We start from the raw sequence: 22,214 nt of genomic DNA, 5'->3' as shown, positions 1-22,214 counted from the left end.
CCTGACTGGAACAAGGTGGCCCGCGCCCAGCGCCGGCCGAGCGTGCGACATGAGCACTACCACCGCCCACGGTTGACCTGCCCCCGAAGGCCCTGCGTTCCAGGCGCCCTCGCGGCGCTTTTTTATTGCCCGGGCCATCGCCCGGGAACGCTTTCCAGCCCGCCCGGCGGGCCCCGCACGAAGCCACTGCGATGATCAATATCACCCTTCCCGACGGCAGCCGCCGCGAGTTCGAAAACCCCGTCAGCGTCATGGACGTCGCCCAGTCGATCGGCGCCGGCCTGGCCAAGGCCACCATCGCCGGCTCGGTCGATGGCGTGCTGGTCGATGCCAGCGATGTCATCGACCACGATGCCAGCCTGCGCATCATCACCGCCAAGGACGAGGAGGGCGTGGAGATCATCCGCCACTCCTGCGCCCACCTGGTCGGCCACGCCGTCAAGCAGCTGTACCCGGACGTCAAGATGGTCATCGGCCCGGTGATCGCCGAAGGCTTCTACTACGACATCTACTCCGAGCGCCCGTTCACCCCGGAAGACATGGCGGCGATCGAGAAGCGCATGGGCGAGCTGATCGCCCAGGACTACGACGTCATCAAGAAGATGACGCCGCGCGCCGAAGTGGTCGAGATCTTCAAGGCCCGTGGCGAGGACTACAAGCTGCGCCTGATCGAGGACATGTCCGACGACATCCAGGCGATGGGCATGTACTACCACCAGGAATACGTGGACATGTGCCGTGGCCCGCACGTGCCGAACACCCGCTTCCTGAAGGCCTTCAAGCTGACCCGCATCTCCGGCGCCTACTGGCGCGGTGACGCGCAGAACGAGCAGCTGCAGCGCATCTACGGCACCGCCTGGGCCGACAAGAAGCAGCTTGAGGCGTACATCAAGCGCATCGAAGAAGCCGAAATGCGCGACCACCGCCGCATCGGCAAGCAGCAGGACCTGTTCCACCTGCAGGAAGAGGCCCCGGGCCTGGTGTTCTGGCACCCCAAGGGCTGGGCGCTGTGGCAGGTGGTCGAGCAGTACATGCGCAAGGTCTATCGCAAGACCGGCTACGGCGAAGTGCGCTGCCCGCAGATCCTGGACGTGAGCCTGTGGCAGAAGTCCGGCCACTGGGACAACTACCAGGACGCGATGTTCTTCACCGAATCGGAGAAGCGCACCTACGCGCTCAAGCCGATGAACTGCCCGGGCCACGTACAGGTGTTCAACCAGGGCCTGCACAGCTACCGCGACCTGCCGATCCGCTATGGCGAGTTCGGTGCCTGCCACCGCAACGAGCCCTCCGGCGCGCTGCACGGCATCCTGCGCGTGCGTGGTTTCACCCAGGACGACGGCCACGTGTTCTGCACCGAAAACCAGGTCGAGGCGGAAGTGACCGCGTTCCACCAGCAGGCGCTGGCGGTCTACCAGCACTTCGGCTTCGATGAGATCCAGGTCAAGATCGCCCTGCGTCCGGAATCGCGCCTGGGCGACGACGCCACCTGGGACAAGGCCGAAGGCGCGCTGCGCTCGGCACTGTCCAGCAATGGGGTGGAGTGGCAGGAACTGCCGGGCGAGGGTGCCTTCTACGGCCCGAAGATCGAGTACCACCTGAAGGACGCCATCGGCCGTACCTGGCAGCTGGGCACCATGCAGGTCGACTTCATGATGCCGGGCCGCCTCGGCGCCGAGTACGTGGACGAGAACAGCCAGAAGAAGCACCCGGTCATGCTGCACCGGGCCATCGTCGGCTCGATGGAGCGCTTCCTGGGCATCCTGATCGAGCACCACGCCGGCCAGTTCCCGGCCTGGCTGGCGCCGACCCAGGTGGTGGTGGCCAACATCACCGACGCCCAGGCTGAATACGTCTCGGGCGTGACCAAAACCCTTGCGGAGCAAGGCTTCCGCGTCAGCTCGGATTTGCGTAACGAGAAGATCGGCTATAAAATCCGCGAGCATACGTTGCAGCGCGTGCCGTACCTGCTGGTCATTGGTGACCGCGAGAAGGAAAACGGCGCTGTAGCGGTGCGTACGCGTTCTGGCGAAGACCTGGGCAGCATGAGCCTGCAGGCCTTCATCGAGCGGCTCCACGCCGAGGGCGCGTAAGCAAAGGTCCGGTCCGGGCGCACAGGCACCCGGACCGGTTCGATACCCTTGGGAGAACGTAATATCAGCACCCCTGACAACAAACAGAACCGCAAGAATCAGGAAATCCGTGTGCCGCGCGTCCGCGTGATCGGCAGTGACGGAGAAATGATCGGCGTGTTGTCGCGCGACGAAGCGCTGTCCATGGCCGAAGATGAAGGCCTGGACCTGGTCGAGATCCAGCCGCAGGCCGATCCGCCGGTCTGCAAGATCATGGACTTCGGCAAGTTCAAGTTCGAAGCGCAGAAGAAGGCCAACGAGGCCAAGAAGAAGAGCAAGCAGGTCGAGATCAAGGAAGTGAAGTTCCGTCCGGTCACGGACGAGGGCGACTACCAGATCAAGCTGCGCAAGATGCGTGAGTTCCTCGAAGATGGTGACAAGATCAAGGTCAACATCCGTTTCCGTGGCCGTGAAATGAGCCACCAGGAACTGGGTCGCGAAATGGCCAACCGGATCGAGGCCGATCTGGGCGAGGACATCGTCATTGAATCCCGTCCGCGCCTGGAAGGGCGTCAGATGGTCATGATGATCGCGCCGAAGAAGAAGACCTGAGGCCTGACCGGCCGCCTTCCGGGGCGCCTGGCTGAATGGTTCAGGGTGAAGGGGCGCCGATGGCGTCCCTTTGCTTTTGCGGCATCCCGGTGAATTGCCGGTGAAAGGGTTGCAGGGGCTGGTGACAGGGCGGTTTTGCCTGTATCATGCCCGGCTCGACCCACCCAGGACGGGTCGTACGCCGATCATGGCAGGACGGAAAGAGCGGCCCAGGCCGCCGCCAGATCAGTCAGAAACCAGGGTCAAATCCCATCAAGGACATTGCAATGCCCAAGATCAAGACCAACCGGGCAGCGGCCAAGCGTTTCCGCAAGACCGCCTCGGGCAAGTACAAGTGCGGCCACGCCAACCGTAGCCACATCCTCACGAAGAAAGCGACCAAGCGTAAGCGTAATCTGCGTCAGACGGGCCATGTCCGTGCAGAAGACGCAGGCCGTCTGGACCGCATGCTCCCTTACCTCTGAGGAACTGAAAAATGGCACGAGTTAAGCGTGGCGTACAGGCGCGTCGCCGCCACAAGAAAATCCTGGATCTCGCCAAGGGCTATTACAATGCCCGTCGCAAGGTCTTCCGCGTCGCCAAGCAGGCGGTCATCAAGGCACAGCAGTACGCCTACATCGGCCGTAAGCAGAAGAAGCGCAACTTCCGTTCGCTGTGGATCACCCGTATCAATGCGGCTGCCCGCATCAACGGCCTGAGCTACAGCCGCTTCATGAACGGCCTGCTGAAGGCTGGCATCACCCTGGACCGTAAGGTCCTGGCTGACATCGCCGTGCACGACGCAGCCGGTTTTGCCGCGCTGGCCGAAAAGGCCAAGGGCGCGCTGGCGGCATAAGTCCTTCCCGATGCCGTAACCGTTCACTCGGAACGGTGTCAGGTCAAGGCAATGCATGGGGAAGGGCGCAAGTCCTTCCCCATTCTTTTTTGGGTCCCGGCGCGGCCACAGCGGCAGCGCAGGGACGGCGGTGGCGACAGGGGTCGGCCCTTCGCGCATCGCGATGGCAGATCGACTGGAGTTCCGGCCCCCCATGAGCGACATCCAATCCCTCACCACCCAGGCGCTGGCCGATGTGGCCGCCGCACAGAGCCCCGACGTGCTGGAACAGCTGCGCGTGGCCCTGCTTGGCAAGAGCGGCAGCATCACCTCGCAGCTCAAGCAGCTCGGCGCCCTGCCGGCCGACGAGCGCAAGGCCGCCGGTGAAGCCATCAACCAGGCCCGCGATACGCTGACCCGCGCGCTGGGCGAGCGCAAGGCGCTGCTGGAAGACGCGGCACTGGATGCGCGCCTGGCGGCCGAAGCCATCGACATCACCCTGCCGGGCCGCAACGGCGATCGCGCCGGCCTGCACCCGATCACCCGTACCCTGGAGCGCATCACCGGCATCTTCGGCCGCCTGGGCTACGAGCTGTCGGAAGGGCCGGAGATCGAGGACGACTGGCACAACTTCGAGGCGCTGAACTTCCCGCCGCACCATCCGGCGCGCGCGATGCATGACACCTTCTACTTCGGCGACGGCCGCCTGCTGCGCACGCACACCTCGGGTGTGCAGGTGCGCTACATGGGCGACCATGCGCCGCCGCTGCGCATGATCGCCGCGGGCAAGGTGTACCGCAGCGACAGTGACCAGACCCACTCGCCGATGTTCCACCAGGTGGAAGGCCTGCTGGTGGACGAGCATTCGACCTTCGCCGACCTGAAGGGCACGCTGGCCGAGTTCGTGCGCGCCTTCTTCGAGCGCGATTTCGAAATGCGCTTCCGCCCCAGCTATTTCCCGTTCGTTGAACCGGGTGCGGAAGTGGACATCGCCTGGCAGCAGCCCGATGGCAGCACGCGCTGGCTGGAAGTGCTCGGCTGCGGCATGGTCCATCCGAACGTGCTGCGCAACGTCGGCATCGATCCGGAGCGCTACACCGGCTTCGCCTTCGGCATGGGCGTGGAGCGCTTCGCGATGCTGCGCTACGGCGTCAACGACCTGCGCGCGTTCTTCGAGAACGACGTGCGCTTCCTGAAACAGTTCGCGTAAGCGCCGGTCCGTAGCGTCGAGCTTGCTCGACGGCTCTTAAATTCGCAGGCCCAGGCGCATGCGCCGGGCCCACCAGGATGACACCATGAAATTCTCCGAAAACTGGCTGCGCAGCCACGTCCCGACCAGCGCTTCGCGCGATGAACTGAGTGCGGTGCTGACCGCCATCGGCCTGGAAGTGGAAGAGGTGACCGCGCTGGGCGAAGGCCTCGATCACGTGGTCGTGGCGCGCATCGTCGAGGCCGTCCGCCATCCGGAAGCCGACCGCCTGCAGGTGTGCAGGGTCGATGCCGGGCAGGGCGAGCTGCTGCAGATCGTCTGCGGTGCGCCGAACGCGCGCCCGGGCCTGGTCGCGCCGCTGGCGATGGTCGGTGCGCAGATCGGCGAGCTGAAGATCAAGCCGGCCAAGCTGCGCGGCGTCGAGTCCAACGGCATGCTGTGCTCGGCCAAGGAACTGGGCCTGGACAACGATGCATCCGGCCTGCTGGAACTGCCCGATGACGCTCCGGTCGGCCAGGCCCTGGTCGAGTACCTGGGCCTGCCTGATGCCAGCATCGAGATCAAGCTGACCCCGAACCGCGCCGACTGCTTCAGCCTGCGTGGCATCGCCTTCGACGTCGCCGCCGCCACCCGCAGCGAAGTGCTGGATTTCGCCGCCGACGCCAATGCGGCCGTCGGCAGCCGTGAACTGTCGATCCAGCTGGATGCCGGTGCCGAAGCGCCGCGTTACCTCGGCCGTGTCATCGAGGGCGTCAACGCTGCGGCGAAGACGCCGCTGTGGATGGCCGAGCGCCTGCGCCGCAGCGGCGTGCGCCCGGTGTCGCTGCTGGTCGACATCACCCAGTATGTGATGCTGGAACTGGGCCAGCCGATGCATGCCTACGACCTCGGCACCCTGCAGGGCAGCATCGCCGTGCGCCGTTCGCGCGCCGGCGAGACGCTGAAGCTGCTGGACGGCCGCGATGCTGCGCTGGACGACAGCTTCCTGGTGGTCACCGACGCCGACCGCGCGGTCGGCCTGGCCGGCCTGATGGGCGGCTTCGACACCCGCGTCAGCGACGCGACCACCGCCGTGTTCCTGGAAGCCGCACACTTCGCGCCGGCCGCGATCATGGGCCGTGGCCGCAAGCTGGGCCTGCACACCGATGCCGGCCACCGCTTCGAGCGTGGCGTCGATCCGGCACTGCCGCGCACCGCCATCGAATACGCCACCCGCCTGGTGCTGGACCTGGCCGGCGGTACTCCGGCACCGGTCACCGAGGCCGTGCGTGAGGCCGATCTGCCGCAGCCGGCAACCATCGCGCTGCGCCGCGCGCGCATCACCCGCGTGCTCGGCATCACCATCGAAGACGCTGAAGTCGAGCGCATCCTGCGCGCGCTGGGCATGGACGTGAGCGCGACGGCAGAGGGCTGGCAGGTGGCCGCGCCGAGCCGCCGCTTCGACATCGCCATCGAGGAAGACCTGATCGAGGAGCTGGCCCGCATCCACGGCTACGAGCAGATCCCGACCACGCTGCCGGGCGGTGCCTCGCGCGTGGCGATGCCGAGCGAAACCCAGCTGGATGCGCTGAGCGTGCGCCGCCAGCTGATCGCCCGTGACCAGCAGGAAACCGTCAATTTCGCCTTCGTCGACGACGCGCTGCTGACCCAGTGGCAGCTGCGCGACGGCCTGGTGCCGCTGGCCAACCCGCTGTCGGCCGAACTGGCGGTGATGCGCCCGTCGCTGCTGCCGGGCCTGGTCGCCACGCTCGGCCGCAATGCCGCCCGCCAGCTGGGTCGCGTGCGCCTGTTCGAGCTGGGGCGGGTGTTCGCCCAGCAGGCCGGAGACGGCCAACCGGCGCCGCTGGAAACCCCGCGCGTGGCCGCCGCGGTCTGCGGTGATGCGCAGGCGGTGCAGTGGGGCCTGCCGAGCCGCAAGGTCGATTTCCATGACCTGAAGGGCGACCTGGAGTCGCTGGCCGCCGCCAGTGGCGCGCAGCTGGAGTTCCGCCCGTCCGCCCGTGCCTACGGCCACCCGGTGCGCTCGGCCGAAGTGCTGCGCGATGGAGTGGCGATCGGCTGGATCGGCCAGATCCACCCGCGCCTGGCCAAGGCGATGGAGATCGAGGCCGATGTCTATGCCTTCGAGCTGGACCTGGAGCCGCTGACCGCCCGCCGCCTGCCGCGTGCCGGCGAGCTGTCGCGCTACCCGGCGGTGCGCCGCGACCTGGCGTTCCTGGTGCCTGAACAGGTGGCCTGGGCCGATCTGGCCGCCACCGTCCGCCAGGCCGCCGGGCCGCTGCTGCGCGACCTGAACCTGTTCGACCGCTATGTCGGCCAGGGCGTCGAGCCGGGATTCAAGAGTCTCGCTATGGGCTTGATTTTGCAGGACAAGTCGCGCACTCTGACGGACCGCGACGTGGATGCGGTGGTGGCCGAGGCGGTCACTGCCATCGAGCGTGAACACCACGCCCGGATCCGCGGCTGAGCGGGCAGCACTCGGGGGTAGCAGGCAATGGCATTGACCAAGGCGGAGATGGCGGAAAAGCTGTTCGACGAAGTCGGTCTGAACAAGCGGGAAGCCAAGGAATTCGTCGACGCGTTTTTCGATGTGCTGCGTGAAGCATTGGAACAGGGACGTCAGGTGAAGCTGTCGGGCTTCGGTAATTTCGACCTGCGGCGCAAGAACCAGCGCCCGGGTCGCAACCCCAAGACCGGCGAGGAAATTCCGATTTCCGCCCGTACGGTGGTCACCTTCCGTCCGGGCCAGAAGCTCAAGGAGAGGGTGGAAGCTTATGCTGGATCCGGGCAGTAACCGCGAACTACCGCCGATCCCGGCCAAGCGCTACTTCACCATCGGTGAAGTCAGCGAGCTGTGCGACGTCAAGCCGCACGTCCTGCGCTACTGGGAAACCGAGTTTCCCAGCCTTGAGCCGGCCAAGCGCCGAGGCAACCGTCGCTACTACCAGCGCCACGATGTGCTGATGGTGCGGCAGATCCGCAGCCTGCTGTACGAACAGGGCTACACCATCGGTGGTGCACGCCTGCGCCTGGACGGTCCCGATGCTCGCGAGGAATCGGCGCTGAGCAACCAGATCATCAAGCAGGTGCGCATGGAGCTGGAAGAAGTGCTGCAGTTGCTGCGCCGCTGATCCCATTTCCTTCGTAATCCGCTATACTTCACGGCCCGCCGCACTGGCGGGCACATCGCAGCATCAGTCGGGGCGTAGCGCAGCCTGGTAGCGCATCTGCCTGGGGGGCAGAGGGTCGTCGGTTCGAATCCGGCCGTCCCGACCACTGTGATGAATCAAGAAGCCTGCGCAGCGATGCGTGGGCTTTTTTGTGCGCGTGGCGCAGCGCGATCAATCACCCGCGAAGCGATAGATCCGTTCCGCATCGCCCTCGTCCAATCCGTGCACGATGCCGCTGTCGACGAAGCCCGACGCAGCAAGCAGGCGCTGCATGCTGCTGTTGGAGCTGTTGGTGGAGGTGAACAGCTTGCCGCCGCCGCGTCGCGCAATGGCGTGGCGAAGCAGGGCGGCACCGATGCCCTGGCCGCGCCGTGCCGGGCCCACCCTCAGCATTTCAACGAAGGCTTCGCCGAAGAAGTGGTGATGGATGACCAGGTAGCCGACAGCCACGCAATCCTGCTCGGCCACGTGCACATGGCCCTGCGCAAGCCACTGGCCGATCTGCGTCGCCCGTCGCGGATCATGTGCCGCCACGCTGTCCAGCGCGATCAGCGCGGCGGCATCGCCGGGGCGGGCGTCGCGGATCTGCAGCGTCGTCGTGGAGGGATCCGGCGGTGTCATCAATCGTTCCTCGGGCGGTTGCATGCAGTCTATCGGTCACGCCGGTTGCGATCACTGATCCGCCGCAGCCAGCGCGTGCTCGGCAGTCAATAGACCCGGAACTCGGCACGGCAGCCGTCGCTGACCCAGATGCCACGGCGGTCCCAGCCCCAGTTGCGGTCCTCGACACAGGTCGTCACCGACTTCTGCTTGACCAGGCGCACTTCGTGGCGCACGCGGATGCGGCATTCCTTGTCCTTCTTCTCGTACGACTCGCAGACCAGGCGTTCGCCCTCGTCGTCGCGACCGCGACCGCGCCCGGGCCCGGGCCAGCGACCGTACTCGTCGGCGACGAACTCGGCGCGGCAGCCGTCAGTGACCCACAGCATGCGGCGGCGCTGGCCCCAGTTCTGGTTCTCCACGCAGCGGGTAACCGACAGCTGCCGGGCCAGCCGCATCGGGACTTCGATGGCGCACTGCTGGGTCTTGTTGAACTGCGATTCGCAGCGCAGCGCTGGAATGTGATCTGCGTCGTAATCCTGGGCGGCCACGGCGGTGGCAGCCAGCAGCAGGACAAGCGCGGCGGCGGTGATCGGCAACAGCAGGCGGTGGGTCATCAGGGAGCTCGGGCGGGGATCGGGCGGCAAGAATGACCCAGCCCGGGGCCGCCGGAACGCACCGTTCCGGAACGGGCTCAGTGGGGGTTTACTAGTACGCGCGGGCCCATGCAGAGGCTTACATCCCGTATCATCGCTGCACATCCGATCGCATCGGTTTACACCTTCTTACATGTCTTCCACGCCTGTCGGCGCAGCCTGCGGCTGCCGTCACTGGTGTGCGGGCGGCCTGTGGGGGAGGATGCGCGGACCACGACGACCACAGGGGGTTGCGTTGATCAGCAGTACTGTCATTCATCGCTCGGCCGACACAGGCGCCGAGGTGCAGGTCCTGGACACCACGTTCAAGGGCAAGCATGTGTTCATTGCGTGGGGCCTGCGCGGGCCGGAACTGACCCGCAGCGCGGACCCGGCCACGACCGTGGCCGCGCGCAAGGCGTTGCATGCCGTGGCGGGGCACAGCGAAGGGCCGCGCAGCCCGGAAGTGTTCATCGCCAACCAGTCGGCGGTGGCGATCACGGTGTATCGCCTGCTCACCGAAGCGCGCTCCGGCGATGCCATCTTCTTCCTGTGCGATTCGCAGGCGGTGGTCGACTGGCTGATCACAGCGCTGGAAGTGCAGGGCGCGGACTGATTCCGCGCCGCATCGCACGTGGGGTCAGGCCAGTGCCGCGTCCACCGCGGCCCGCGCATGCAGGGTGGTGGTATCGAACAACGGCACCGCGCTGTCCTCCGGCCGCACCAGCAGCATGATCTCGGTACAGCCGAGGATGATCGCCTCTGCGCCGCGCGCGACCAGGCGCGCGATGACCGCGGCATAGATCTGCCGTGACTGCTCGCTGACCACGCCGGCGATCAGTTCCTGGTAGATGATGTCGTGCACGCTGCGACGATCTTCGGCATCGGGCACCAGCACCTCCAGGCCGAAGCGCTCCTGCAGCCGCCCGCGGTAGAAGTCCTGCTCCATGGTGAAGGCGGTGCCGAGCAGGCCCACCCTGCGCGCACCCGCCTGCACGATCGCGTTCGCGGTCGGGTCGGCGATATGCAACAGCGGCAGGGGGCAGGCGGCTTCGATGCGGTCGGTCAGCTTGTGCATGGTGTTGGTGCAGATCAGCAGCAGATCGGCGCCGCCGGCCTGCAGGCGCCGTGCGGCATCGGCCATGTGGTCGCCCAGCGCATCCCAGTCACCGTCGTGCTGCAGTTGCTTGATGCCGGCGAAATCCACCGACCACAGCAGCAGCTGTGCCGAGTGGGCGCCGCCCAGGCGATCACGGATCTCCTCGTTGATGAGCCGGTAGTACTGCGCCGAGCTCTCCCAGCTCATGCCGCCGATCAGGCCAAGGGTCTTCATGCACCGCTCCATGCCAGGGGCCTCCATTGCAGCACAGAAGGTGCGCGGCTGCCGATCCTGGAATCTGTAACCACTGCATCCACGGTGGGCTGTATGTGCCGTGCGTTGCGGGCACGCCCTATGCTGGTGCGGTCTTCTGGAGTGGATGTGCGCGATGGCCCTGCATACCTGGTGGTGGTTCCTGGCCACCGTGTTCGTGCTGTGTGGCACCCCGGGGCCGAACATGCTGCATATCCTGGGCCGCAGCGTCGGGCTTGGTTTCCGTGGCAGCGTGCCGGCAATGGCGGGCTGCCTGCTGGCGATGCTGCTGGTGCTGGCCGCGTCCGCGGCAGGCCTGAGCGCGCTGTTGCATTCCTCGCCGATGCTGTTCGAAGGGCTGCGTTACCTGGGCGTGGCCTACCTGGCCTGGCTGGGGCTGAAGGCATGGCGTGACAGCGGCCGCCCGGCGCCGCCGGTGACCGTGGATGCAGGGCTGGCGGTCGCGCCGGCAGTCGGCGCATGGGCAGTGTTCCGCGGGGGACTTCTGGTCGGCCTGAGCAATCCCAAGCTGCTGCTGTTCGCGACGGCGTTCCTGCCACAGTTCGTCGACCCCTCGCGCGGCCAGGCGCTGCAGTACAGCGTGCTGGTGGCTACCTTCGCCGGCTGCGAGCTGTTCTGGTACGTGATGTATGCAGCCGGCGGCCATGGCCTGCGCCGCTGGCTGGCAAAGCCGTTTGCACGGCGCTGGTTCGAGCGGCTGGTGGGCAGCGTGTTCCTGGCGTTCGCGGTGGCCTTGCTGCGTTTCCGCCCGCGCTGATTCACGCCGCGCACGCGGCCTGTTCACGAGTGCCGCATCGGCCACGGCCTAGCCTGATCATCCAGTACGCAGTCCCCGCGGGGAAAGGTTTGACATGATCAAGTGGGCCATCATCTTCGCCATCATCGGCGTCATCGCAGGCGTGCTCGGCTTCGGCGGCATTGCCGGCGCGGCGGTCGGCATCGCCAAGTTCCTGTTCTGGGCCGGCATCATCATCGCCGTGGTGCTGTTCCTGCTGGGCATGACCGTGGCCAAGAAGGTCAGCTAGCGCGCGCCGCGCGGCAGCGTGCTCAGTGTGCGCTGCTGCGCGAGAACAGGTTGATCACCAGCACGCCGGCGCAGATCAACCCGATGCCGATCAGTGCCGGCGCATCCAGGCGCTGCTTGAACACCACCAGCCCGATCACCGAGATCAGCACGATGCCGACGCCGGACCAGATGGCATAGGCGATGCCGGTCGGTATCGATTTCATGGTCACCGACAGCAGGTAGAAGCACAGCCCATAGCCGACCAGCGCACCGAGCGTGGGCAGCAGCCGGCTCATGCCGTCGGAGGCCTTGAGCAGCGACGTGGCGATCACTTCCAGCACGATCGCGGCGGCGAGATAGGCGTACGGATTCATCGCAGGCTCCTGCTTACAGGGGGTCGCACAGCTTCAGGGCCTGCTCGGCCATGGCCAGGGCATTGATGCGTTCTTCCTCGTCCAGCGGCCGGCCGTAGGCGGTGGCCCAGTAGCCGTCGGCAACACAGCGCGCCGCATACAGGCGGGGATTGGCGGCTTCCTCCGGGAACTCGGCCAGCATGCGCCGCAGCCAGGCGCCCCACTGCGCAAGCAGTGCAGGTTCAAGCATGTTGCCCAGGGTCAGCCCGATGTCGTTCACCCGTTCCTGCTGCAGCAGGTGGTCGAAGTTGGCGCGCACATAGGCGCGGCTGAAGCAGCCGTAGTGCGCACTGCCTGCCATCAGGCCACGTACCTGCGCTTCGAATTCGGCGATGAGCGTGGCGATGGCTGCATCGACCAGCGCCTGCTTGCTGGCGAAGTGATGGAACAGTGCGCCCTTGCTGACGCCAGCCGCCTGTGCGATGTCCTGCACGGTCACTGCAGCCAGTCCCTGCCGTGCGATCACGTCGATGGTGGCCTGCAGCAGCGACTGGCGCACGCTGTCGGGCGCCTTGCGGCGCGAGCGGGAGGAAGATGCGGACATGGCGGGAAGAAACCGACTGGACGGTACGATTGTAACCCAGGCCTAGCGCCGGGCAGCCACTGCCGGCCGTGGCCGGCAATGCGGATTCAATCGCCGATACGCGCGAAGCGCGGCTGCGGGCCGTGTTCGCCGGGTACCTGCTCGACGAACATCGGGTAGGGGCGCACCCACAGCCCACCTTCGCCATAGAGCGCGCGATACAGCACCAGCGGTTCCAGCGTTTCGCTGCTGCGGACGATGTCGATCACTTGGTACTCGCCGCCCTTGAAATGGCGGTAGCGGCCGGGTGCGAGAGTGGGCAGCGGACTGAGTTCAGCCATGGTGCGCGCGGCTCACTTGCGCGCCGGACTGGCCGGCTTCGCGCAGTAGGCATCGATCGCTTCGGCGGTATTGGCCAACCCCTGGGCCTGCGCCAGTTCCCACGGCCGCTCGCAGCGCTGGCTGTATTCGCACCACTGGTAGCCAGCCGAGCCGATGCAGCCATGGGCGTCGCGATCAGCGCCGACCCTCGGCGTGGCTGGCGAGCTGGCCGCAGCATCGGCGCTGGCGGCCGCCTGATGCTGGTTGGCGCAGGCGGACAGGACCAGCAGCGCTGGAATCAGAAGAAGCACTTTCATCTGGCGAACTCCATGCCTTGAAGCAACAGTTTCTGCTGGCGTCGTGCTGCCAGCAAGCGCTCAATGCATGGCGGCGCGGATCAGTTCTTCGATCAGCACCAGATAGCTGGCCCCGAAATAGAACTTGAGCAGCGTCCCGCGCTGCTGCGAGAAGAAGGTGCGCATGTGGAAGGGGCCCCTGTTAGTGACGGTAGTGTGAAGCTGAACCGACTCCGTGACAAGGATCACGGAATGAACAGGCTAAACGGGCTCAGGGATGTGATGAGCGTGGAGTTCTGACACCCGGGCGCGGGTTTTTCGTACTTATCTGATAGGACCGCGCTGATGGGCTGGATACGGTGACGTCATCAGCAGAGGGTCATGCGCCCCTGCGCCGTTTCCCCACAAGGAGCCTCCCATGGTCATCACCGTCAAGTGCAGTGCCGCACAGTGGTCGCTGCTGGACCCCGCCGCAGGCGTGGCCGAAGCCTTCAGCAGCGGCGCCGCCGCCTTCGATGCCGCGGTTGGCCGGGCCAGCGCCCACCACCGACGCACCGGCCAGGGCAGCACGGTGCGCGTGGAAGCGCTGGGCAACAGCGTGGACGCCGTGCATTTCGAGGCGCTGCCCGCCGCCGCCGCGCCGGTCAGCGGGCTGCATCCTGCGCCAGTGGCGTAACGCCAGTCGATTCATCGCGCAGTGCCTGGCTGATGAAACGGCACAGCCACAGTGGATTGACCGTCTTCGCATAGACGTGCCCGACCTGGGCTGGCAGGGCGCGATCCTGCAGCAGGCGCAGGGGTTGCTGGGCCAGGACCAGGATGAGCAGGTCCCTGCGCAGGCAGCAGATCTGGCGCAGCAGCGGCATGCCATCGGTCTGGCCCACGGTGGGCATGCACGGATCGATGACCAGCACCTTGCAGTGGGGGTTGGCGATCTGCACCAGAACCTCGGCGGGGGAGCGGGCTTCGCTCAGCGCCTTGCCATCCAGATGGGGCTGGACGCTGCGCACCAGTTCGCGACGGACCCAGGGGTTGGGATCGGCGATGACGAGGGTGGGGGTGAATGCAGCAGGCATACCGCCTGTTCTGGACAGCCGGACATCTGCTGTCGGGAGAATGTCCGTCGCGATGTTTTGTGTTGGCATGGTGCGGAAGCAACTGACGCGCTTGACCGTCTGATGTCGACGCTGGAATCAGGGCAAAGCGCGCCGGATCTGACTCACTGAAGAGGGCCGGTGGTGGAGGCTGTTCCGGCCACGATGAAGTAATCCTGTTTCAGGAGCGGCAGCCTTCAGGCAGCAGGCTCTTGTCGGCAACGGTGCTTGTGCAACGCCAATTGAAATCCTTGTCCAGTACGAGTTCCATCTTGCCGGTGCCGCCATAAGCCATGAACGTTCTCACGTGGCAGACCATGCGGTATCTCAGGTCGCCGAACTCCACCATTACGTTGAACCCTTCGCAGTATTTTGCGGGCGTTGCCAGGCCGAGTGATGCAGGTGTTACCGATGTGTCGTACAACGACGTACCTTCGGCCAGGATGGCAGCTACACCGGCTTTGCCGGGTGCCAACTCTGCGAGTGCGCCGGCCAACCTGGCCTTGGCCGTGAATCGTTGGTACTGAGGCAATGCGATCACGCCGAGGATGCCGATGATGGCCAGGACCACCATCAGCTCGACCAAGGTGAAGCCTCTCGGCTTCATCGACGCCACGTGATTGCGGCCAGCCTCTTTGCTGGATGTATTCATTGTTGTCCTCTGCCCGGCGCGTGAGATACAGAACGTCAAGGAAGCCCTCACATCCTCTGTCAGGGCTCCGAAACAGCAGATGCGATGAAATCTCTCAGGATCTGCAGGCCGCGGGCAGCAGCGTCTGATCATCGATGGTGCCTTCACACGTCCATGCACCGCGTTCGTCCCTGATCAGACTGAGGGTCCCTCCGCCATAGGTGTTGTCCATATGCAGGTCGCACTGGATCGTCACCGAGTCCGGTGCATTGAACGGCAGGGAAATGGTCGTGCAGCGGGAACTCTCGCTGGGAAGCCCGGAGTCTGCCAGGGTGGTGCTCAGGGAATCGCCAGACTCAGCGATGGCCGATTCAATGCCCACCTTGCCTGGCGCGATCTCAGCCAGCGCCGCAGCCAGCTTCGCCTTCGCCGAAAAACGCTGGTACTGCGGCAGCGCGATCATCGCCAGGATGCCGATGATCGCCACCACAACCATGAGTTCAATAAGAGAGAAACCCTTCTGCCGGGAAGCGCGCATGCCTGTGCGCGGTACTGGGACGAATGCGGTATTCATGATAATCCTCTGTGACGTGGGTGATTCATTGCTCATGGCCACGAAAAGATGCTTCGTGGCGCAGTCCTAGAAAATCACGCATGCCGCGATGGGGATATTCCACAATTCGTAAAATGGAATGGATCAAGTGCCTGGAACTGCTTTTTACAAATAATCAGACGCCGCGCTTTCATTCCGTAGGGCATTGCAGCGGAAATGGACGCACGCCGGGAATGCGCGCGTGGCACCGCCACTCGCCGGAAGCGCTACGCAACCACCTGACGCTGCCGCGCAGCGCGGCCGTTTCGCGCAGCTCGCAGGACAGCACGGCATGTCCCGTATCCGGCAGCGAGGCGCGCAGATGGCTGCAGTACGCGGCACTGGCAGGCAAGCCCAGGTGCTGGTCGGTCAAGGTGAGATCGCCCGCGGCGTAACTGGCTTCGACGGTGGTGATGGCACTGCCCAGCGCGTTGGCCGCATCACGCAGGCGCACGCGGCTGGCATGGCCGTCCACGGCGGGGGCAAGCAACAGAATCGCGTAGACGGCGGCCAGCGCGATGGTAATGCCCGCCGCCGCCCAGTGCGGGTAGCGCGGTGGCACGTCGCGTGCTGCGTGCGCTGACGATCCAGCTGGCATGCAAGGGACTCCCGATGGCAAGTGGGGTGTGCGGGGCGCACTCGCAGGCCGGGGCCGCTCTCCCCAGAGCAGCCCCGGCGCTTCCATCCCCTGTCTGTCGTTGCCGGGTGTTACAGCGCCAGCGAACTTTCCACGTCCAGCACCATGCGCCGTGCGAGGGCGAGATTGGCCTTCTGCCGGTCCAGTACCACGTAGAAGAACAGCCCCTTCTTGGCCGACACCGGGCGCAGCACGTGGTACGCACGTCCCAGCGTGATCAGCACGTCTTCGATGTTGTCGTTGAGGTTCAGTGCTTCGGCGGTCTTCATTTTGGCGCGCAGCACTTCGGTGTTGCCTGCGGCCGCCAGTTCCATGTCCACGCCCGAGCCGGCTTCACCCAGCAGCATGCCGCTTTCGTAGTCGACCAGGGCAACGGCTTGCGCGCCGTTGATCTGCATGAGCGTGTCCAGGCATTTGTTGATGGCGATATTCATTTCAGTGGTCCGTTGCGGGTGTGAGGGGGTGAACAGCCGTCTGAGCAGTGAGAAAGGCATGCATCAGTTCAGGCTGTCGGCCAGGGCGCGCACGCACTGCTTGGCATGCCAGAGCACGTTGCCGATGACACAGCGGTGGTCGCACGCGATCATCAGCAGGCGCGGTTGCTTTCCGGGAATGGCGAGCATCAGTACCTTGCCGTCGGCGGCATCGAGGATCAGCGTGTCGAGCTCACCGAAGTGCAGTTCGCGGCCCAGTGCACTGGCCAGGCCGAGCATCGAGCTGGTCATCGCGGCCAGGCGATCGGCGACATGGCCCTGCGGGCCGGCCTGGGCCAGTGCGAAACCATCGGTGCTGGCAACGACGAGGGCCTGGATGCCGGTGACGTCGCGTACCAGCGCGTCCAATGCCGAAGTGCGGTCGATGTCATGCATGGGTGACCGCCATGGCGTTGCATTCGATCTGGCTCATCAGCAGATCCATCGCGGTGATGGCCTGTGCCATGTCGCGTGGGTCCAGTGGCAGCGCCGGCAGATGCGGTGCATGGTCCTGCAACCAGTCCTGCCAGTGCGGCTGTACCGGATCATCGGTGCTGCCGCATCGGGTGAAGCCGATGACCACCGGCATGCCCGGCGCGCTGTCTGCGATGGCTCTCAGGTGCTGCGCAGCCAGCGTGCTGTCCACGCCGGCGCTGCCATCGATCAGGACGATGGCACCTTCGGCACCGGCCAGCAGGATCGGCCAGATGTATGAAAAGCGCTCCTGCCCGGGCGATCCATACAGGCGCAGGCGGTCACCGCCGGGCAGGTCGATGTCGCCATAGTCCATGGCCACGGTGGTGTACTGCTTGCCCACGGCGGGGTCGGTATTGCGGGCCTCGGTCACCACGGCCTTGCCCCGGGTCAGGGTCTGCACCAGGGTGGACTTGCCTGCGCCGAGGGGGCCCATCACTACGATCTTGTGCTCACGCACGGTCTGCACTCCAGCGGATGCGAAGTTGTCGCCACAGATTGACGAGGCCGTCGGTGGGCGAGGGGCGCACGGGCGCGTCCTCGCCCACGACGGGAAAGGCGTAGGCGGTGAGGAAGGCCGCATTGAAGAATGACTGCACGCTTCGGCGTGGCAGGTCGAGGATGGCGCAGCACGCCTGCACGGATGCGCCCTGCTTGATCAGCAGCGCACACAGCCGGAAGTGATCGGGACGATGTGCCAGGATGCGGAAGTCCGGCCAGCGCCGAAGACGCAGCTTTGTTCCTTCGTGCAGGGGCGACATCGGTGCGCCGTGCCCGGCGGTGGCCAGGGCGATGTTCCACAGCGTCAGGCGCAGTGGAATGTTGCTGGATACCGTCGCACGCTGCACGAACACATCCTGCGTCACCGGCACCAGGCTGAGCGCAGGGTCCGCATCGCCCAGCAGCTTCTGCAGCAGCGTCAGCGTGATCGGCGCGGGTGCAGTGGTCATCATCCGATCGTTCCTGGCATCCAGCCAGCACACGGTGGCGCCGTCATGGATGATCGCGGCATGGGCCGGGCGTCGTTGCTGCGCGCCGTCGCTTGCAAGGTGCAGGCGCAACTGCTGTACGAACGGTAATGCGGCCGTTGGCAGGGCTGCCGGCGCCAGCGGTTCTGCTGCAAAGGGCTCTTGCAGATCCTCAAAAGGTCGACGACGGAAACGGACCATGGGGTGTCCAGTGCAGCGAGTGATCGGAGGTGACTATGTAAGCGGCGCTCCCGGTTTTCTGGAATGAAACTATTGGGAAAATTGCAGCGTCATTCGTGTTTATGCAGTTCGCTGCAACTAATGGAATTGGCCGGTTGATGCTGCTGCGATGACATCAATTGCAGTGCGTGATTGTTAAGTTGACGTGGCCTGGAATGATTACTAGCGTCTTCGCTGCGCACTGCGGCGTGACTATTGACGGGTAATCAGCATGCTCACTCGAATTGCCATTGCGGATGATCATCCACTGGTCCTGCTTGGCACGCGCATCGTGATCGAGGCCGGTGGCCGCCATCGTGTGGTGGCCGAGGCGCGATGTGCGGAAAGCCTGCTGGCGGTGCTGGCCGAAGAACCGGTGGATCTGGTGGTGACTGATTTTTCGATGCCCGATGGTGGCCGCTCGGACGGCCAGGCGATGCTGCAGGCGTTGCGTCGCAATTACCCCAAGGTGCCGGTGATCCTGGCCACGATGGTCACCAATGCCACCACCTTGAACATGGCCATGCGCACCGGAGTGCGTGGGCTGGTGTGCAAGGGCAGTGGCGTGGATGGCATCCGCAGGGCGGTCGACACGGTGTTGAGCGGAGGGATCTACCTGGACCCCGAATTGGCGCACTGCCTGCAGGATGCCGGGCGCGAGCGATCGCTGTCGGTGCTGTCACCGAAGGAACTGGAAGTCCTGCGGCTGTATGTGTCGGGGCCCTCGATCACCGAGATCGCCGCGCAGTTGCGGCGCACGGTCAGTACCATCAGCCGGCAACGCATTTCCGCGATGAGGAAACTGGGCATCAGCAATGACGCCGAACTGTTCGCCTATGCGTTCGAGGAACGGCTGGGCAATGCCAGTGGCATGGGCAGCGGGGCCGAGAACGGCGGTCCATGAGGCCACGTCGGTCCAGTCAGGTCCGGTTGGGTTGTTTGAATGGGGGAAAAACTGCCGTTACGTTTCCCACTGTGCGGCGCGCCGCGAATCCCGGATGCTTGCGCCATCGTATTCATCTGGAGATCTCGATGGGCAAGGCACTCAGCTGGCGCACCCTGGCCTGCACCCTGCTGCCAATGCTGGCGGCCGCAGGCGGCGCCCAGGCGCAGAGCTATGGCTACGGCTATGACGATGACCGCTACGGCGGCCGCGAGGGCGGCGGCATCGTGCGCTGCGAATCGATCAAGAACCGCAGCAACGAGTGCCGCCTGGACGGCCGGGCGCGGATGATCCGCCAGCTGTCCGGATCGCCCTGCGTGGAAGGCGAGACCTGGGGCCAATCGCGCAACGGTGTATGGGTCACCCAGGGCTGCCGTGCGGAGTTCGTCGGCGAGTACCGGCGGGGCGGCTGGGGTGGCGGCCGAGGCAACGGCTGGGGCAACAATGGCAATGGTTGGGGTGGCGGTGAAGTGATCACCTGCCATTCCAATGGGCATCGCCAGGAATACTGCGATGCGCGTATCCGCCGTGGCGTGCGCCTGGTCCGCCAGGATTCGCGCAGCGCGTGCATTGAAGGCCAGACCTGGGGTTGGGATCGCCGTGGCATCTGGGTGAGCGACGGCTGCCGTGCCCAGTTCCAGGTGAATTGAGCGTTCCTCTCGAAAATCAGAATAATCTGATACAGCTCACATTTTGAACGTCGTATCGTCTGCGATCAGGGGCACCTCCGCGTGCTCCTGATTCGTCGCGACAATGCGCGCCGCAATCGGCATGCCTGTCCCGCCCCCGTCGATACGCTGTCTCAAGGAGTGAGCCGCATGTTGATCCGCCTGCAATGCGAGCAGCGCCAGTGGCGCGTGCTGCACCCGGATCGGCCGGAGCCGATCGATTTCCGCGATGGTGCCCGCGCCTTCGATTTTGCGGAAACCCTCGCACGCCTGCACTTCGTCGACACCGGGCAGCGCGCAGCCGTGCGCGTGGAGGCCAGTGGCGCCTTCGTGGAAGCGGTCAGCTTCGGCTGAGCGCGCGGCGCGCCAGATCATTTTGCCGGCGCGTCATCCACGCAGGGCGTGGATCGGTCTCCGTTCCCCTGTAGATCCACGCCATGCGTGGATCCACCGGGCCTGCAGCGGCCTCAGCCTGCCGCGCTGAGCGGCGCGCTGCCCACGGCCAGCTCGGGCCAGCGCTTCAGCACGGCAGCGCGGATGCCCGCCGCGTCGATGCCGGCTTCGGCCAGCAGGTCCTCACGGCTGGCGTGGTGCTGGTAGCTGTCGGGCAGGCCGAGGTGCAGGATCGGGCGCAGCACGCCTTCGGCATTGAGCAGTTCGCCAACGCCGGAACCTGCGCCGCCGGCCACCACGTTGTCCTCGATCGTCACCAGGCCTTCGTGCCCGGCGGCCATGGCCAGTACCAGTTCGCGGTCCAGCGGCTTGATGAAGCGCATGTTGACCACGCTCAGGCCCAGCTCGCGGCCGACCTGTTCGGCGGCGGCCACGGTGCTGCCGAAGGCGAGCAGGGCGATACGGCTGCCCTGCAGGCGCAGCTCGCCCTTGCCGATCGGCAGCGTGGACAGGTCGGTACCGGCGGCAACGCCGGTGCCGGTACCGCGCGGATAGCGCACCGCGGCCGGGCCCGGATGCTGCAGGCCGGTGCTGAGCATCTGCCGGCATTCGGCTTCGTTGGACGGCGCCATCACCACCAGGTTCGGCACGCAGCGCAGGAAGCTCAGGTCGAGGTTGCCGGCATGGGTCGCGCCATCCGGGCCGACCACGCCGGCGCGGTCGATCGCGAACAGCACGTCCAGGTCCTGGATCGCCACGTCATGCACCAGCTGGTCGTACGCGCGCTGCAGGAAGGTCGAATAGATCGCCACCACCGGCTTGCCGCCCTGGGTGGCCATGCCGGCAGCGAGAGTGACCGCGTGCTGTTCGGCGATGGCCACGTCGAAATAGCGCTGCGGGTATTCCTTGCTGAAGCGCACCAAGCCCGAGCCTTCGCGCATCGCCGGGGTGATGCCGAACAGGCGCGGCTCGGCAGCGGCGGCGTCGCACAGCCAGTCGCTGAACACGTCGGTGTAGGTCGGCTTCCTGGCCCCGGACTTGGCCACCAGGCCCTTGTCCGGATCGAACGGGCCGACCGCGTGGTAACCGATCTGGTCGCCCTCGGCCGGCTCGTAACCCTTGCCCTTGGTGGTCATCACGTGCAGCAGCTTCGGGCCCTTGGAGGCGCGCAGCGTCTTCAGCGTGGACAGCAGCGCCGGCATGTCATGGCCATCGATCGGGCCGGTGTAGTGGAAGCCCATTTCCTCGAACATCGTGGACGGCACGAACATGCCTTTCCAGTGCTCTTCCCAGCGCTTCACGAAGCGGGCCGGGTTGTTCTTCTTGTCGCCGAGGATCTTCTTGCCGCCTTCGCGCAGTGCGTTGAGCGTGCGGCTGCCGGTGGCGCGGCCGAGCATCTTGGTCAGGCCGCCGACCGCCTCGGAGATCGACATGTTGTTGTCGTTGAGGATCACCAGCAGGTTCGGCTCCGGTTCCATGCCGCCAGCGTGCATCAGCGCCTCGAAGGCCATGCCGGCGGTCATCGCGCCGTCACCGATCACCGCCACGACCTTGCGGTCGTCGCCTTCGGACTGGCGGGCGATGGCCATGCCGAGCGCGGCCGAGATCGAGGTCGAGGAGTGGCCGACGCCGAAGGTGTCGTATTCGCTCTCTTCGCGCTTCGGGAACGGCGCGACGCCGTCCTTCTGCTTGACGGTGTGGATCTCGTCGCGGCGCCCGGTGAGGATCTTGTGCGGGTAGGTCTGGTGACCGACGTCCCAGACCAGCTGGTCCTGCGGCGTCTGGTACAGGTAGTGCAGGGCCACGGTGAGTTCGATCACGCCCAGGCCGGCAGCGAAATGGCCGCCGCTCTTGCCGACCGATTCGATCAGGTAGGCGCGCAGCTCGTCGGCGACCGCCGTCAATTCGGATTCGTCGAACGTGCGCAGGTCATCCGGTGTCTGGATGCGCGCGAGGCGGGGATAGCGGGCAGAGTCGATCATCGTGTTCGCACTTTTTCTGAACGCCCATTTTCGCCCTCAAACGGGGGTGGGGCAAGCAAACGCCGCCGCCCGTGACAGGACGGTGAGGGTTGCATT

General features: G+C 65.7%; 31 protein-coding genes and 1 tRNA gene. 16 read left to right on the top strand and 16 right to left on the bottom strand.

Going from position 1 to position 22,214, the window contains the following annotated elements; all coding sequences use genetic code 11:
- Positions 1 to 191 precede the first annotated feature (191 nt).
- The 9 genes from thrS (at position 192) to VN11_RS15280 (ending at position 7,984) form a co-directional block, all read left to right on the top strand.
- A complete protein-coding gene (gene thrS / locus VN11_RS15315; protein WP_049456625.1) occupies positions 192 to 2,093 on the top strand; it encodes a threonine--tRNA ligase in 1,902 nt (633 codons plus the stop codon).
- Positions 2,094 to 2,141: 48 nt separating this feature from the next.
- Positions 2,142 to 2,684 carry a translation initiation factor IF-3 gene (gene infC / locus VN11_RS15310; RefSeq protein WP_080357233.1) on the top strand — a complete coding sequence of 181 codons (543 nt, stop codon included), beginning with the start codon at positions 2,142 to 2,144 and terminating at the stop codon, positions 2,682 to 2,684.
- 266 nt (positions 2,685 to 2,950) lie between these two features.
- A complete protein-coding gene (gene rpmI, locus VN11_RS21905; protein ID WP_005410436.1) occupies positions 2,951 to 3,148 on the top strand; it encodes a 50S ribosomal protein L35 in 198 nt (65 codons plus the stop codon).
- 11 nt (positions 3,149 to 3,159) lie between these two features.
- Positions 3,160 to 3,519: a 50S ribosomal protein L20 gene (gene rplT, locus VN11_RS15305; protein WP_005410435.1), complete on the top strand. Its 360-nt coding sequence runs from the start codon at positions 3,160 to 3,162 to the stop codon at positions 3,517 to 3,519.
- 193 nt (positions 3,520 to 3,712) lie between these two features.
- Entirely contained in the window at positions 3,713 to 4,708 is a 996-nt protein-coding gene (locus tag VN11_RS15300) for a phenylalanine--tRNA ligase subunit alpha (RefSeq protein ID WP_053450371.1), read from the top strand.
- 85 nt (positions 4,709 to 4,793) lie between these two features.
- Positions 4,794 to 7,175: a phenylalanine--tRNA ligase subunit beta gene (gene pheT / locus VN11_RS15295; protein WP_053450370.1), complete on the top strand. Its 2,382-nt coding sequence runs from the start codon at positions 4,794 to 4,796 to the stop codon at positions 7,173 to 7,175.
- Positions 7,176 to 7,202: 27 nt separating this feature from the next.
- The gene (locus tag VN11_RS15290) at positions 7,203 to 7,502 is read left to right on the top strand and encodes an integration host factor subunit alpha (RefSeq protein WP_005410432.1); all 300 of its coding nucleotides are present in this window, start codon (positions 7,203 to 7,205) and stop codon (positions 7,500 to 7,502) included.
- Positions 7,483 to 7,839, top strand: coding sequence for a MerR family transcriptional regulator (locus VN11_RS15285; protein ID WP_005410431.1), 357 nt, complete (start codon positions 7,483 to 7,485; stop codon positions 7,837 to 7,839). The genes VN11_RS15290 and VN11_RS15285 overlap by 20 nt, the downstream gene beginning before the upstream one ends.
- A gap of 68 nt (positions 7,840 to 7,907) precedes the next feature.
- A tRNA-Pro gene (locus VN11_RS15280) sits at positions 7,908 to 7,984 on the top strand.
- Between the two features lie 65 nt (positions 7,985 to 8,049).
- On the opposite strand, the gene VN11_RS15275 is transcribed toward VN11_RS15280, so the two are convergent.
- Positions 8,050 to 8,499 (bottom strand): GNAT family N-acetyltransferase, encoded by a 450-nt coding sequence (locus VN11_RS15275; RefSeq protein WP_053450369.1) that lies wholly within the window; start codon positions 8,497 to 8,499, stop codon positions 8,050 to 8,052.
- Between the two features lie 86 nt (positions 8,500 to 8,585).
- Positions 8,586 to 9,095, bottom strand: a complete 510-nt coding sequence (locus VN11_RS15270) for a DUF3011 domain-containing protein (RefSeq protein ID WP_053450368.1) — start codon at positions 9,093 to 9,095, stop codon at positions 8,586 to 8,588.
- 241 nt (positions 9,096 to 9,336) lie between these two features.
- Here VN11_RS15270 and VN11_RS15265 point away from each other — a divergent pair, with 241 nt between their 5' ends.
- Positions 9,337 to 9,729 (top strand): hypothetical protein, encoded by a 393-nt coding sequence (locus VN11_RS15265; protein WP_040007370.1) that lies wholly within the window; start codon positions 9,337 to 9,339, stop codon positions 9,727 to 9,729.
- 24 nt (positions 9,730 to 9,753) lie between these two features.
- Here VN11_RS15265 and VN11_RS15260 read toward each other — a convergent pair whose 3' ends face one another.
- Positions 9,754 to 10,446: an aspartate/glutamate racemase family protein gene (locus VN11_RS15260; protein ID WP_053450367.1), complete on the bottom strand. Its 693-nt coding sequence runs from the start codon at positions 10,444 to 10,446 to the stop codon at positions 9,754 to 9,756.
- Between the two features lie 154 nt (positions 10,447 to 10,600).
- On the opposite strand from VN11_RS15260, the gene VN11_RS15255 reads away from it, so the two are divergent.
- Positions 10,601 to 11,242 carry a LysE family translocator gene (locus VN11_RS15255; RefSeq protein ID WP_053450366.1) on the top strand — a complete coding sequence of 214 codons (642 nt, stop codon included), beginning with the start codon at positions 10,601 to 10,603 and terminating at the stop codon, positions 11,240 to 11,242.
- Positions 11,243 to 11,336: 94 nt separating this feature from the next.
- Positions 11,337 to 11,510 carry a DUF1328 domain-containing protein gene (locus tag VN11_RS21900; RefSeq protein ID WP_006380555.1) on the top strand — a complete coding sequence of 58 codons (174 nt, stop codon included), beginning with the start codon at positions 11,337 to 11,339 and terminating at the stop codon, positions 11,508 to 11,510.
- Positions 11,511 to 11,532: 22 nt separating this feature from the next.
- Here VN11_RS21900 and VN11_RS15250 read toward each other — a convergent pair whose 3' ends face one another.
- The 4 genes from VN11_RS15250 to VN11_RS15235 all read right to left on the bottom strand — a co-directional run bounded on the left by VN11_RS15250 (position 11,533) and on the right by VN11_RS15235 (position 13,065).
- A complete protein-coding gene (locus tag VN11_RS15250) occupies positions 11,533 to 11,865 on the bottom strand; it encodes an SMR family transporter (RefSeq protein ID WP_053450365.1) in 333 nt (110 codons plus the stop codon).
- 13 nt (positions 11,866 to 11,878) lie between these two features.
- On the bottom strand, positions 11,879 to 12,448 hold the full coding sequence (locus VN11_RS15245) for a TetR/AcrR family transcriptional regulator (protein WP_053450364.1): 570 nt from the start codon (positions 12,446 to 12,448) through the stop codon (positions 11,879 to 11,881).
- 86 nt (positions 12,449 to 12,534) lie between these two features.
- Complete coding sequence (locus VN11_RS15240; protein ID WP_053450363.1) at positions 12,535 to 12,768, bottom strand: DUF1653 domain-containing protein; 234 nt, start codon at positions 12,766 to 12,768, stop codon at positions 12,535 to 12,537.
- A 12-nt stretch (positions 12,769 to 12,780) separates the two neighbouring features.
- Entirely contained in the window at positions 12,781 to 13,065 is a 285-nt protein-coding gene (locus tag VN11_RS15235) for a hypothetical protein (protein ID WP_053450362.1), read from the bottom strand.
- Between the two features lie 397 nt (positions 13,066 to 13,462).
- Between VN11_RS15235 and VN11_RS15230 the strand changes: the two genes are divergently transcribed.
- Positions 13,463 to 13,720 (top strand): hypothetical protein, encoded by a 258-nt coding sequence (locus VN11_RS15230; RefSeq protein WP_053450361.1) that lies wholly within the window; start codon positions 13,463 to 13,465, stop codon positions 13,718 to 13,720.
- Here the strand turns inward: VN11_RS15230 and VN11_RS15225 are convergent.
- From VN11_RS15225 to VN11_RS15190, 8 genes are all read right to left on the bottom strand, one after another.
- Positions 13,689 to 14,120: a response regulator transcription factor gene (locus VN11_RS15225; RefSeq protein ID WP_053450360.1), complete on the bottom strand. Its 432-nt coding sequence runs from the start codon at positions 14,118 to 14,120 to the stop codon at positions 13,689 to 13,691. The genes VN11_RS15230 and VN11_RS15225 overlap by 32 nt on opposite strands.
- Before the next feature lie 199 nt (positions 14,121 to 14,319).
- Positions 14,320 to 14,790 (bottom strand): pilin, encoded by a 471-nt coding sequence (locus VN11_RS15220; protein WP_148564986.1) that lies wholly within the window; start codon positions 14,788 to 14,790, stop codon positions 14,320 to 14,322.
- 94 nt (positions 14,791 to 14,884) lie between these two features.
- Positions 14,885 to 15,343 carry a pilin gene (locus VN11_RS22775; RefSeq protein ID WP_053450358.1) on the bottom strand — a complete coding sequence of 153 codons (459 nt, stop codon included), beginning with the start codon at positions 15,341 to 15,343 and terminating at the stop codon, positions 14,885 to 14,887.
- 169 nt (positions 15,344 to 15,512) lie between these two features.
- Positions 15,513 to 15,959 carry a pilin gene (locus VN11_RS15210; protein WP_238581821.1) on the bottom strand — a complete coding sequence of 149 codons (447 nt, stop codon included), beginning with the start codon at positions 15,957 to 15,959 and terminating at the stop codon, positions 15,513 to 15,515.
- 110 nt (positions 15,960 to 16,069) lie between these two features.
- Complete coding sequence (locus VN11_RS15205) at positions 16,070 to 16,432, bottom strand: hypothetical protein (RefSeq protein ID WP_008266506.1); 363 nt, start codon at positions 16,430 to 16,432, stop codon at positions 16,070 to 16,072.
- 63 nt (positions 16,433 to 16,495) lie between these two features.
- Complete coding sequence (locus tag VN11_RS15200) at positions 16,496 to 16,867, bottom strand: roadblock/LC7 domain-containing protein (RefSeq protein WP_053450357.1); 372 nt, start codon at positions 16,865 to 16,867, stop codon at positions 16,496 to 16,498.
- Positions 16,860 to 17,405: a GTP-binding protein gene (locus VN11_RS15195; protein ID WP_238581820.1), complete on the bottom strand. Its 546-nt coding sequence runs from the start codon at positions 17,403 to 17,405 to the stop codon at positions 16,860 to 16,862. Before VN11_RS15195 ends, VN11_RS15200 begins: the two co-directional genes overlap by 8 nt.
- Positions 17,398 to 18,114 (bottom strand): hypothetical protein, encoded by a 717-nt coding sequence (locus tag VN11_RS15190; RefSeq protein ID WP_053450356.1) that lies wholly within the window; start codon positions 18,112 to 18,114, stop codon positions 17,398 to 17,400. Before VN11_RS15190 ends, VN11_RS15195 begins: the two co-directional genes overlap by 8 nt.
- A gap of 250 nt (positions 18,115 to 18,364) precedes the next feature.
- On the opposite strand from VN11_RS15190, the gene VN11_RS15185 reads away from it, so the two are divergent.
- The 3 genes from VN11_RS15185 (at position 18,365) to VN11_RS15175 (ending at position 20,097) form a co-directional block, all read left to right on the top strand.
- The gene (locus tag VN11_RS15185; protein ID WP_053450355.1) at positions 18,365 to 19,036 is read left to right on the top strand and encodes a response regulator transcription factor; all 672 of its coding nucleotides are present in this window, start codon (positions 18,365 to 18,367) and stop codon (positions 19,034 to 19,036) included.
- A gap of 128 nt (positions 19,037 to 19,164) precedes the next feature.
- Positions 19,165 to 19,725 (top strand): DUF3011 domain-containing protein, encoded by a 561-nt coding sequence (locus tag VN11_RS15180; RefSeq protein WP_053450354.1) that lies wholly within the window; start codon positions 19,165 to 19,167, stop codon positions 19,723 to 19,725.
- Positions 19,726 to 19,893: 168 nt separating this feature from the next.
- Positions 19,894 to 20,097, top strand: a complete 204-nt coding sequence (locus tag VN11_RS15175) for a hypothetical protein (protein WP_053450353.1) — start codon at positions 19,894 to 19,896, stop codon at positions 20,095 to 20,097.
- Positions 20,098 to 20,210: 113 nt separating this feature from the next.
- On the opposite strand, the gene dxs is transcribed toward VN11_RS15175, so the two are convergent.
- Positions 20,211 to 22,118 carry a 1-deoxy-D-xylulose-5-phosphate synthase gene (gene dxs / locus VN11_RS15170; protein ID WP_053450352.1) on the bottom strand — a complete coding sequence of 636 codons (1,908 nt, stop codon included), beginning with the start codon at positions 22,116 to 22,118 and terminating at the stop codon, positions 20,211 to 20,213.
- Positions 22,119 to 22,214: the final 96 nt, after the last annotated feature.

Origin of the sequence: Stenotrophomonas maltophilia (genome assembly GCF_001274595.1) — a bacterium.
GTDB lineage: Bacteria > Pseudomonadota > Gammaproteobacteria > Xanthomonadales > Xanthomonadaceae > Stenotrophomonas > Stenotrophomonas forensis.
The sequence above is the reverse complement of the archived record's forward strand: the minus strand, read 5'-3'. Positions and strand labels throughout refer to the sequence as shown.

What these genes read in the sequence shown, in the direction of transcription:
- VN11_RS15190 (WP_053450356.1), bottom strand. Translation starts at nt 18,114, where the DNA reads ATGGTCCGTTTCCGTCGTCGACCTTTTGAGGATCTGCAAGAGCCCTTT.
- VN11_RS15275 (WP_053450369.1), bottom strand. Translation starts at nt 8,499, where the DNA reads ATGACACCGCCGGATCCCTCCACGACGACGCTGCAGATCCGCGACGCC.
- VN11_RS15205 (WP_008266506.1), bottom strand. Translation starts at nt 16,432, where the DNA reads ATGAATATCGCCATCAACAAATGCCTGGACACGCTCATGCAGATCAAC.
- VN11_RS15265 (WP_040007370.1), top strand. Translation starts at nt 9,337, where the DNA reads ATGCGCGGACCACGACGACCACAGGGGGTTGCGTTGATCAGCAGTACT.
- rpmI (WP_005410436.1), top strand. Translation starts at nt 2,951, where the DNA reads ATGCCCAAGATCAAGACCAACCGGGCAGCGGCCAAGCGTTTCCGCAAG.
- VN11_RS15300 (WP_053450371.1), top strand. Translation starts at nt 3,713, where the DNA reads ATGAGCGACATCCAATCCCTCACCACCCAGGCGCTGGCCGATGTGGCC.
- VN11_RS15225 (WP_053450360.1), bottom strand. Translation starts at nt 14,120, where the DNA reads ATGCCTGCTGCATTCACCCCCACCCTCGTCATCGCCGATCCCAACCCC.
- VN11_RS15220 (WP_148564986.1), bottom strand. Translation starts at nt 14,790, where the DNA reads ATGAATACATCCAGCAAAGAGGCTGGCCGCAATCACGTGGCGTCGATG.
- VN11_RS15245 (WP_053450364.1), bottom strand. Translation starts at nt 12,448, where the DNA reads ATGTCCGCATCTTCCTCCCGCTCGCGCCGCAAGGCGCCCGACAGCGTG.
- VN11_RS22775 (WP_053450358.1), bottom strand. Translation starts at nt 15,343, where the DNA reads ATGAATACCGCATTCGTCCCAGTACCGCGCACAGGCATGCGCGCTTCC.
- pheT (WP_053450370.1), top strand. Translation starts at nt 4,794, where the DNA reads ATGAAATTCTCCGAAAACTGGCTGCGCAGCCACGTCCCGACCAGCGCT.
- VN11_RS15255 (WP_053450366.1), top strand. Translation starts at nt 10,601, where the DNA reads ATGGCCCTGCATACCTGGTGGTGGTTCCTGGCCACCGTGTTCGTGCTG.
- VN11_RS15290 (WP_005410432.1), top strand. Translation starts at nt 7,203, where the DNA reads ATGGCATTGACCAAGGCGGAGATGGCGGAAAAGCTGTTCGACGAAGTC.
- VN11_RS15285 (WP_005410431.1), top strand. Translation starts at nt 7,483, where the DNA reads ATGCTGGATCCGGGCAGTAACCGCGAACTACCGCCGATCCCGGCCAAG.
- VN11_RS15230 (WP_053450361.1), top strand. Translation starts at nt 13,463, where the DNA reads ATGGTCATCACCGTCAAGTGCAGTGCCGCACAGTGGTCGCTGCTGGAC.
- VN11_RS15200 (WP_053450357.1), bottom strand. Translation starts at nt 16,867, where the DNA reads ATGCATGACATCGACCGCACTTCGGCATTGGACGCGCTGGTACGCGAC.
- VN11_RS15270 (WP_053450368.1), bottom strand. Translation starts at nt 9,095, where the DNA reads ATGACCCACCGCCTGCTGTTGCCGATCACCGCCGCCGCGCTTGTCCTG.
- rplT (WP_005410435.1), top strand. Translation starts at nt 3,160, where the DNA reads ATGGCACGAGTTAAGCGTGGCGTACAGGCGCGTCGCCGCCACAAGAAA.
- VN11_RS15250 (WP_053450365.1), bottom strand. Translation starts at nt 11,865, where the DNA reads ATGAATCCGTACGCCTATCTCGCCGCCGCGATCGTGCTGGAAGTGATC.
- dxs (WP_053450352.1), bottom strand. Translation starts at nt 22,118, where the DNA reads ATGATCGACTCTGCCCGCTATCCCCGCCTCGCGCGCATCCAGACACCG.
- VN11_RS15175 (WP_053450353.1), top strand. Translation starts at nt 19,894, where the DNA reads ATGTTGATCCGCCTGCAATGCGAGCAGCGCCAGTGGCGCGTGCTGCAC.
- VN11_RS15235 (WP_053450362.1), bottom strand. Translation starts at nt 13,065, where the DNA reads ATGAAAGTGCTTCTTCTGATTCCAGCGCTGCTGGTCCTGTCCGCCTGC.
- VN11_RS15240 (WP_053450363.1), bottom strand. Translation starts at nt 12,768, where the DNA reads ATGGCTGAACTCAGTCCGCTGCCCACTCTCGCACCCGGCCGCTACCGC.
- VN11_RS15180 (WP_053450354.1), top strand. Translation starts at nt 19,165, where the DNA reads ATGGGCAAGGCACTCAGCTGGCGCACCCTGGCCTGCACCCTGCTGCCA.
- thrS (WP_049456625.1), top strand. Translation starts at nt 192, where the DNA reads ATGATCAATATCACCCTTCCCGACGGCAGCCGCCGCGAGTTCGAAAAC.
- VN11_RS15260 (WP_053450367.1), bottom strand. Translation starts at nt 10,446, where the DNA reads ATGAAGACCCTTGGCCTGATCGGCGGCATGAGCTGGGAGAGCTCGGCG.
- VN11_RS15210 (WP_238581821.1), bottom strand. Translation starts at nt 15,959, where the DNA reads ATGCCAGCTGGATCGTCAGCGCACGCAGCACGCGACGTGCCACCGCGC.
- VN11_RS15185 (WP_053450355.1), top strand. Translation starts at nt 18,365, where the DNA reads ATGCTCACTCGAATTGCCATTGCGGATGATCATCCACTGGTCCTGCTT.
- VN11_RS21900 (WP_006380555.1), top strand. Translation starts at nt 11,337, where the DNA reads ATGATCAAGTGGGCCATCATCTTCGCCATCATCGGCGTCATCGCAGGC.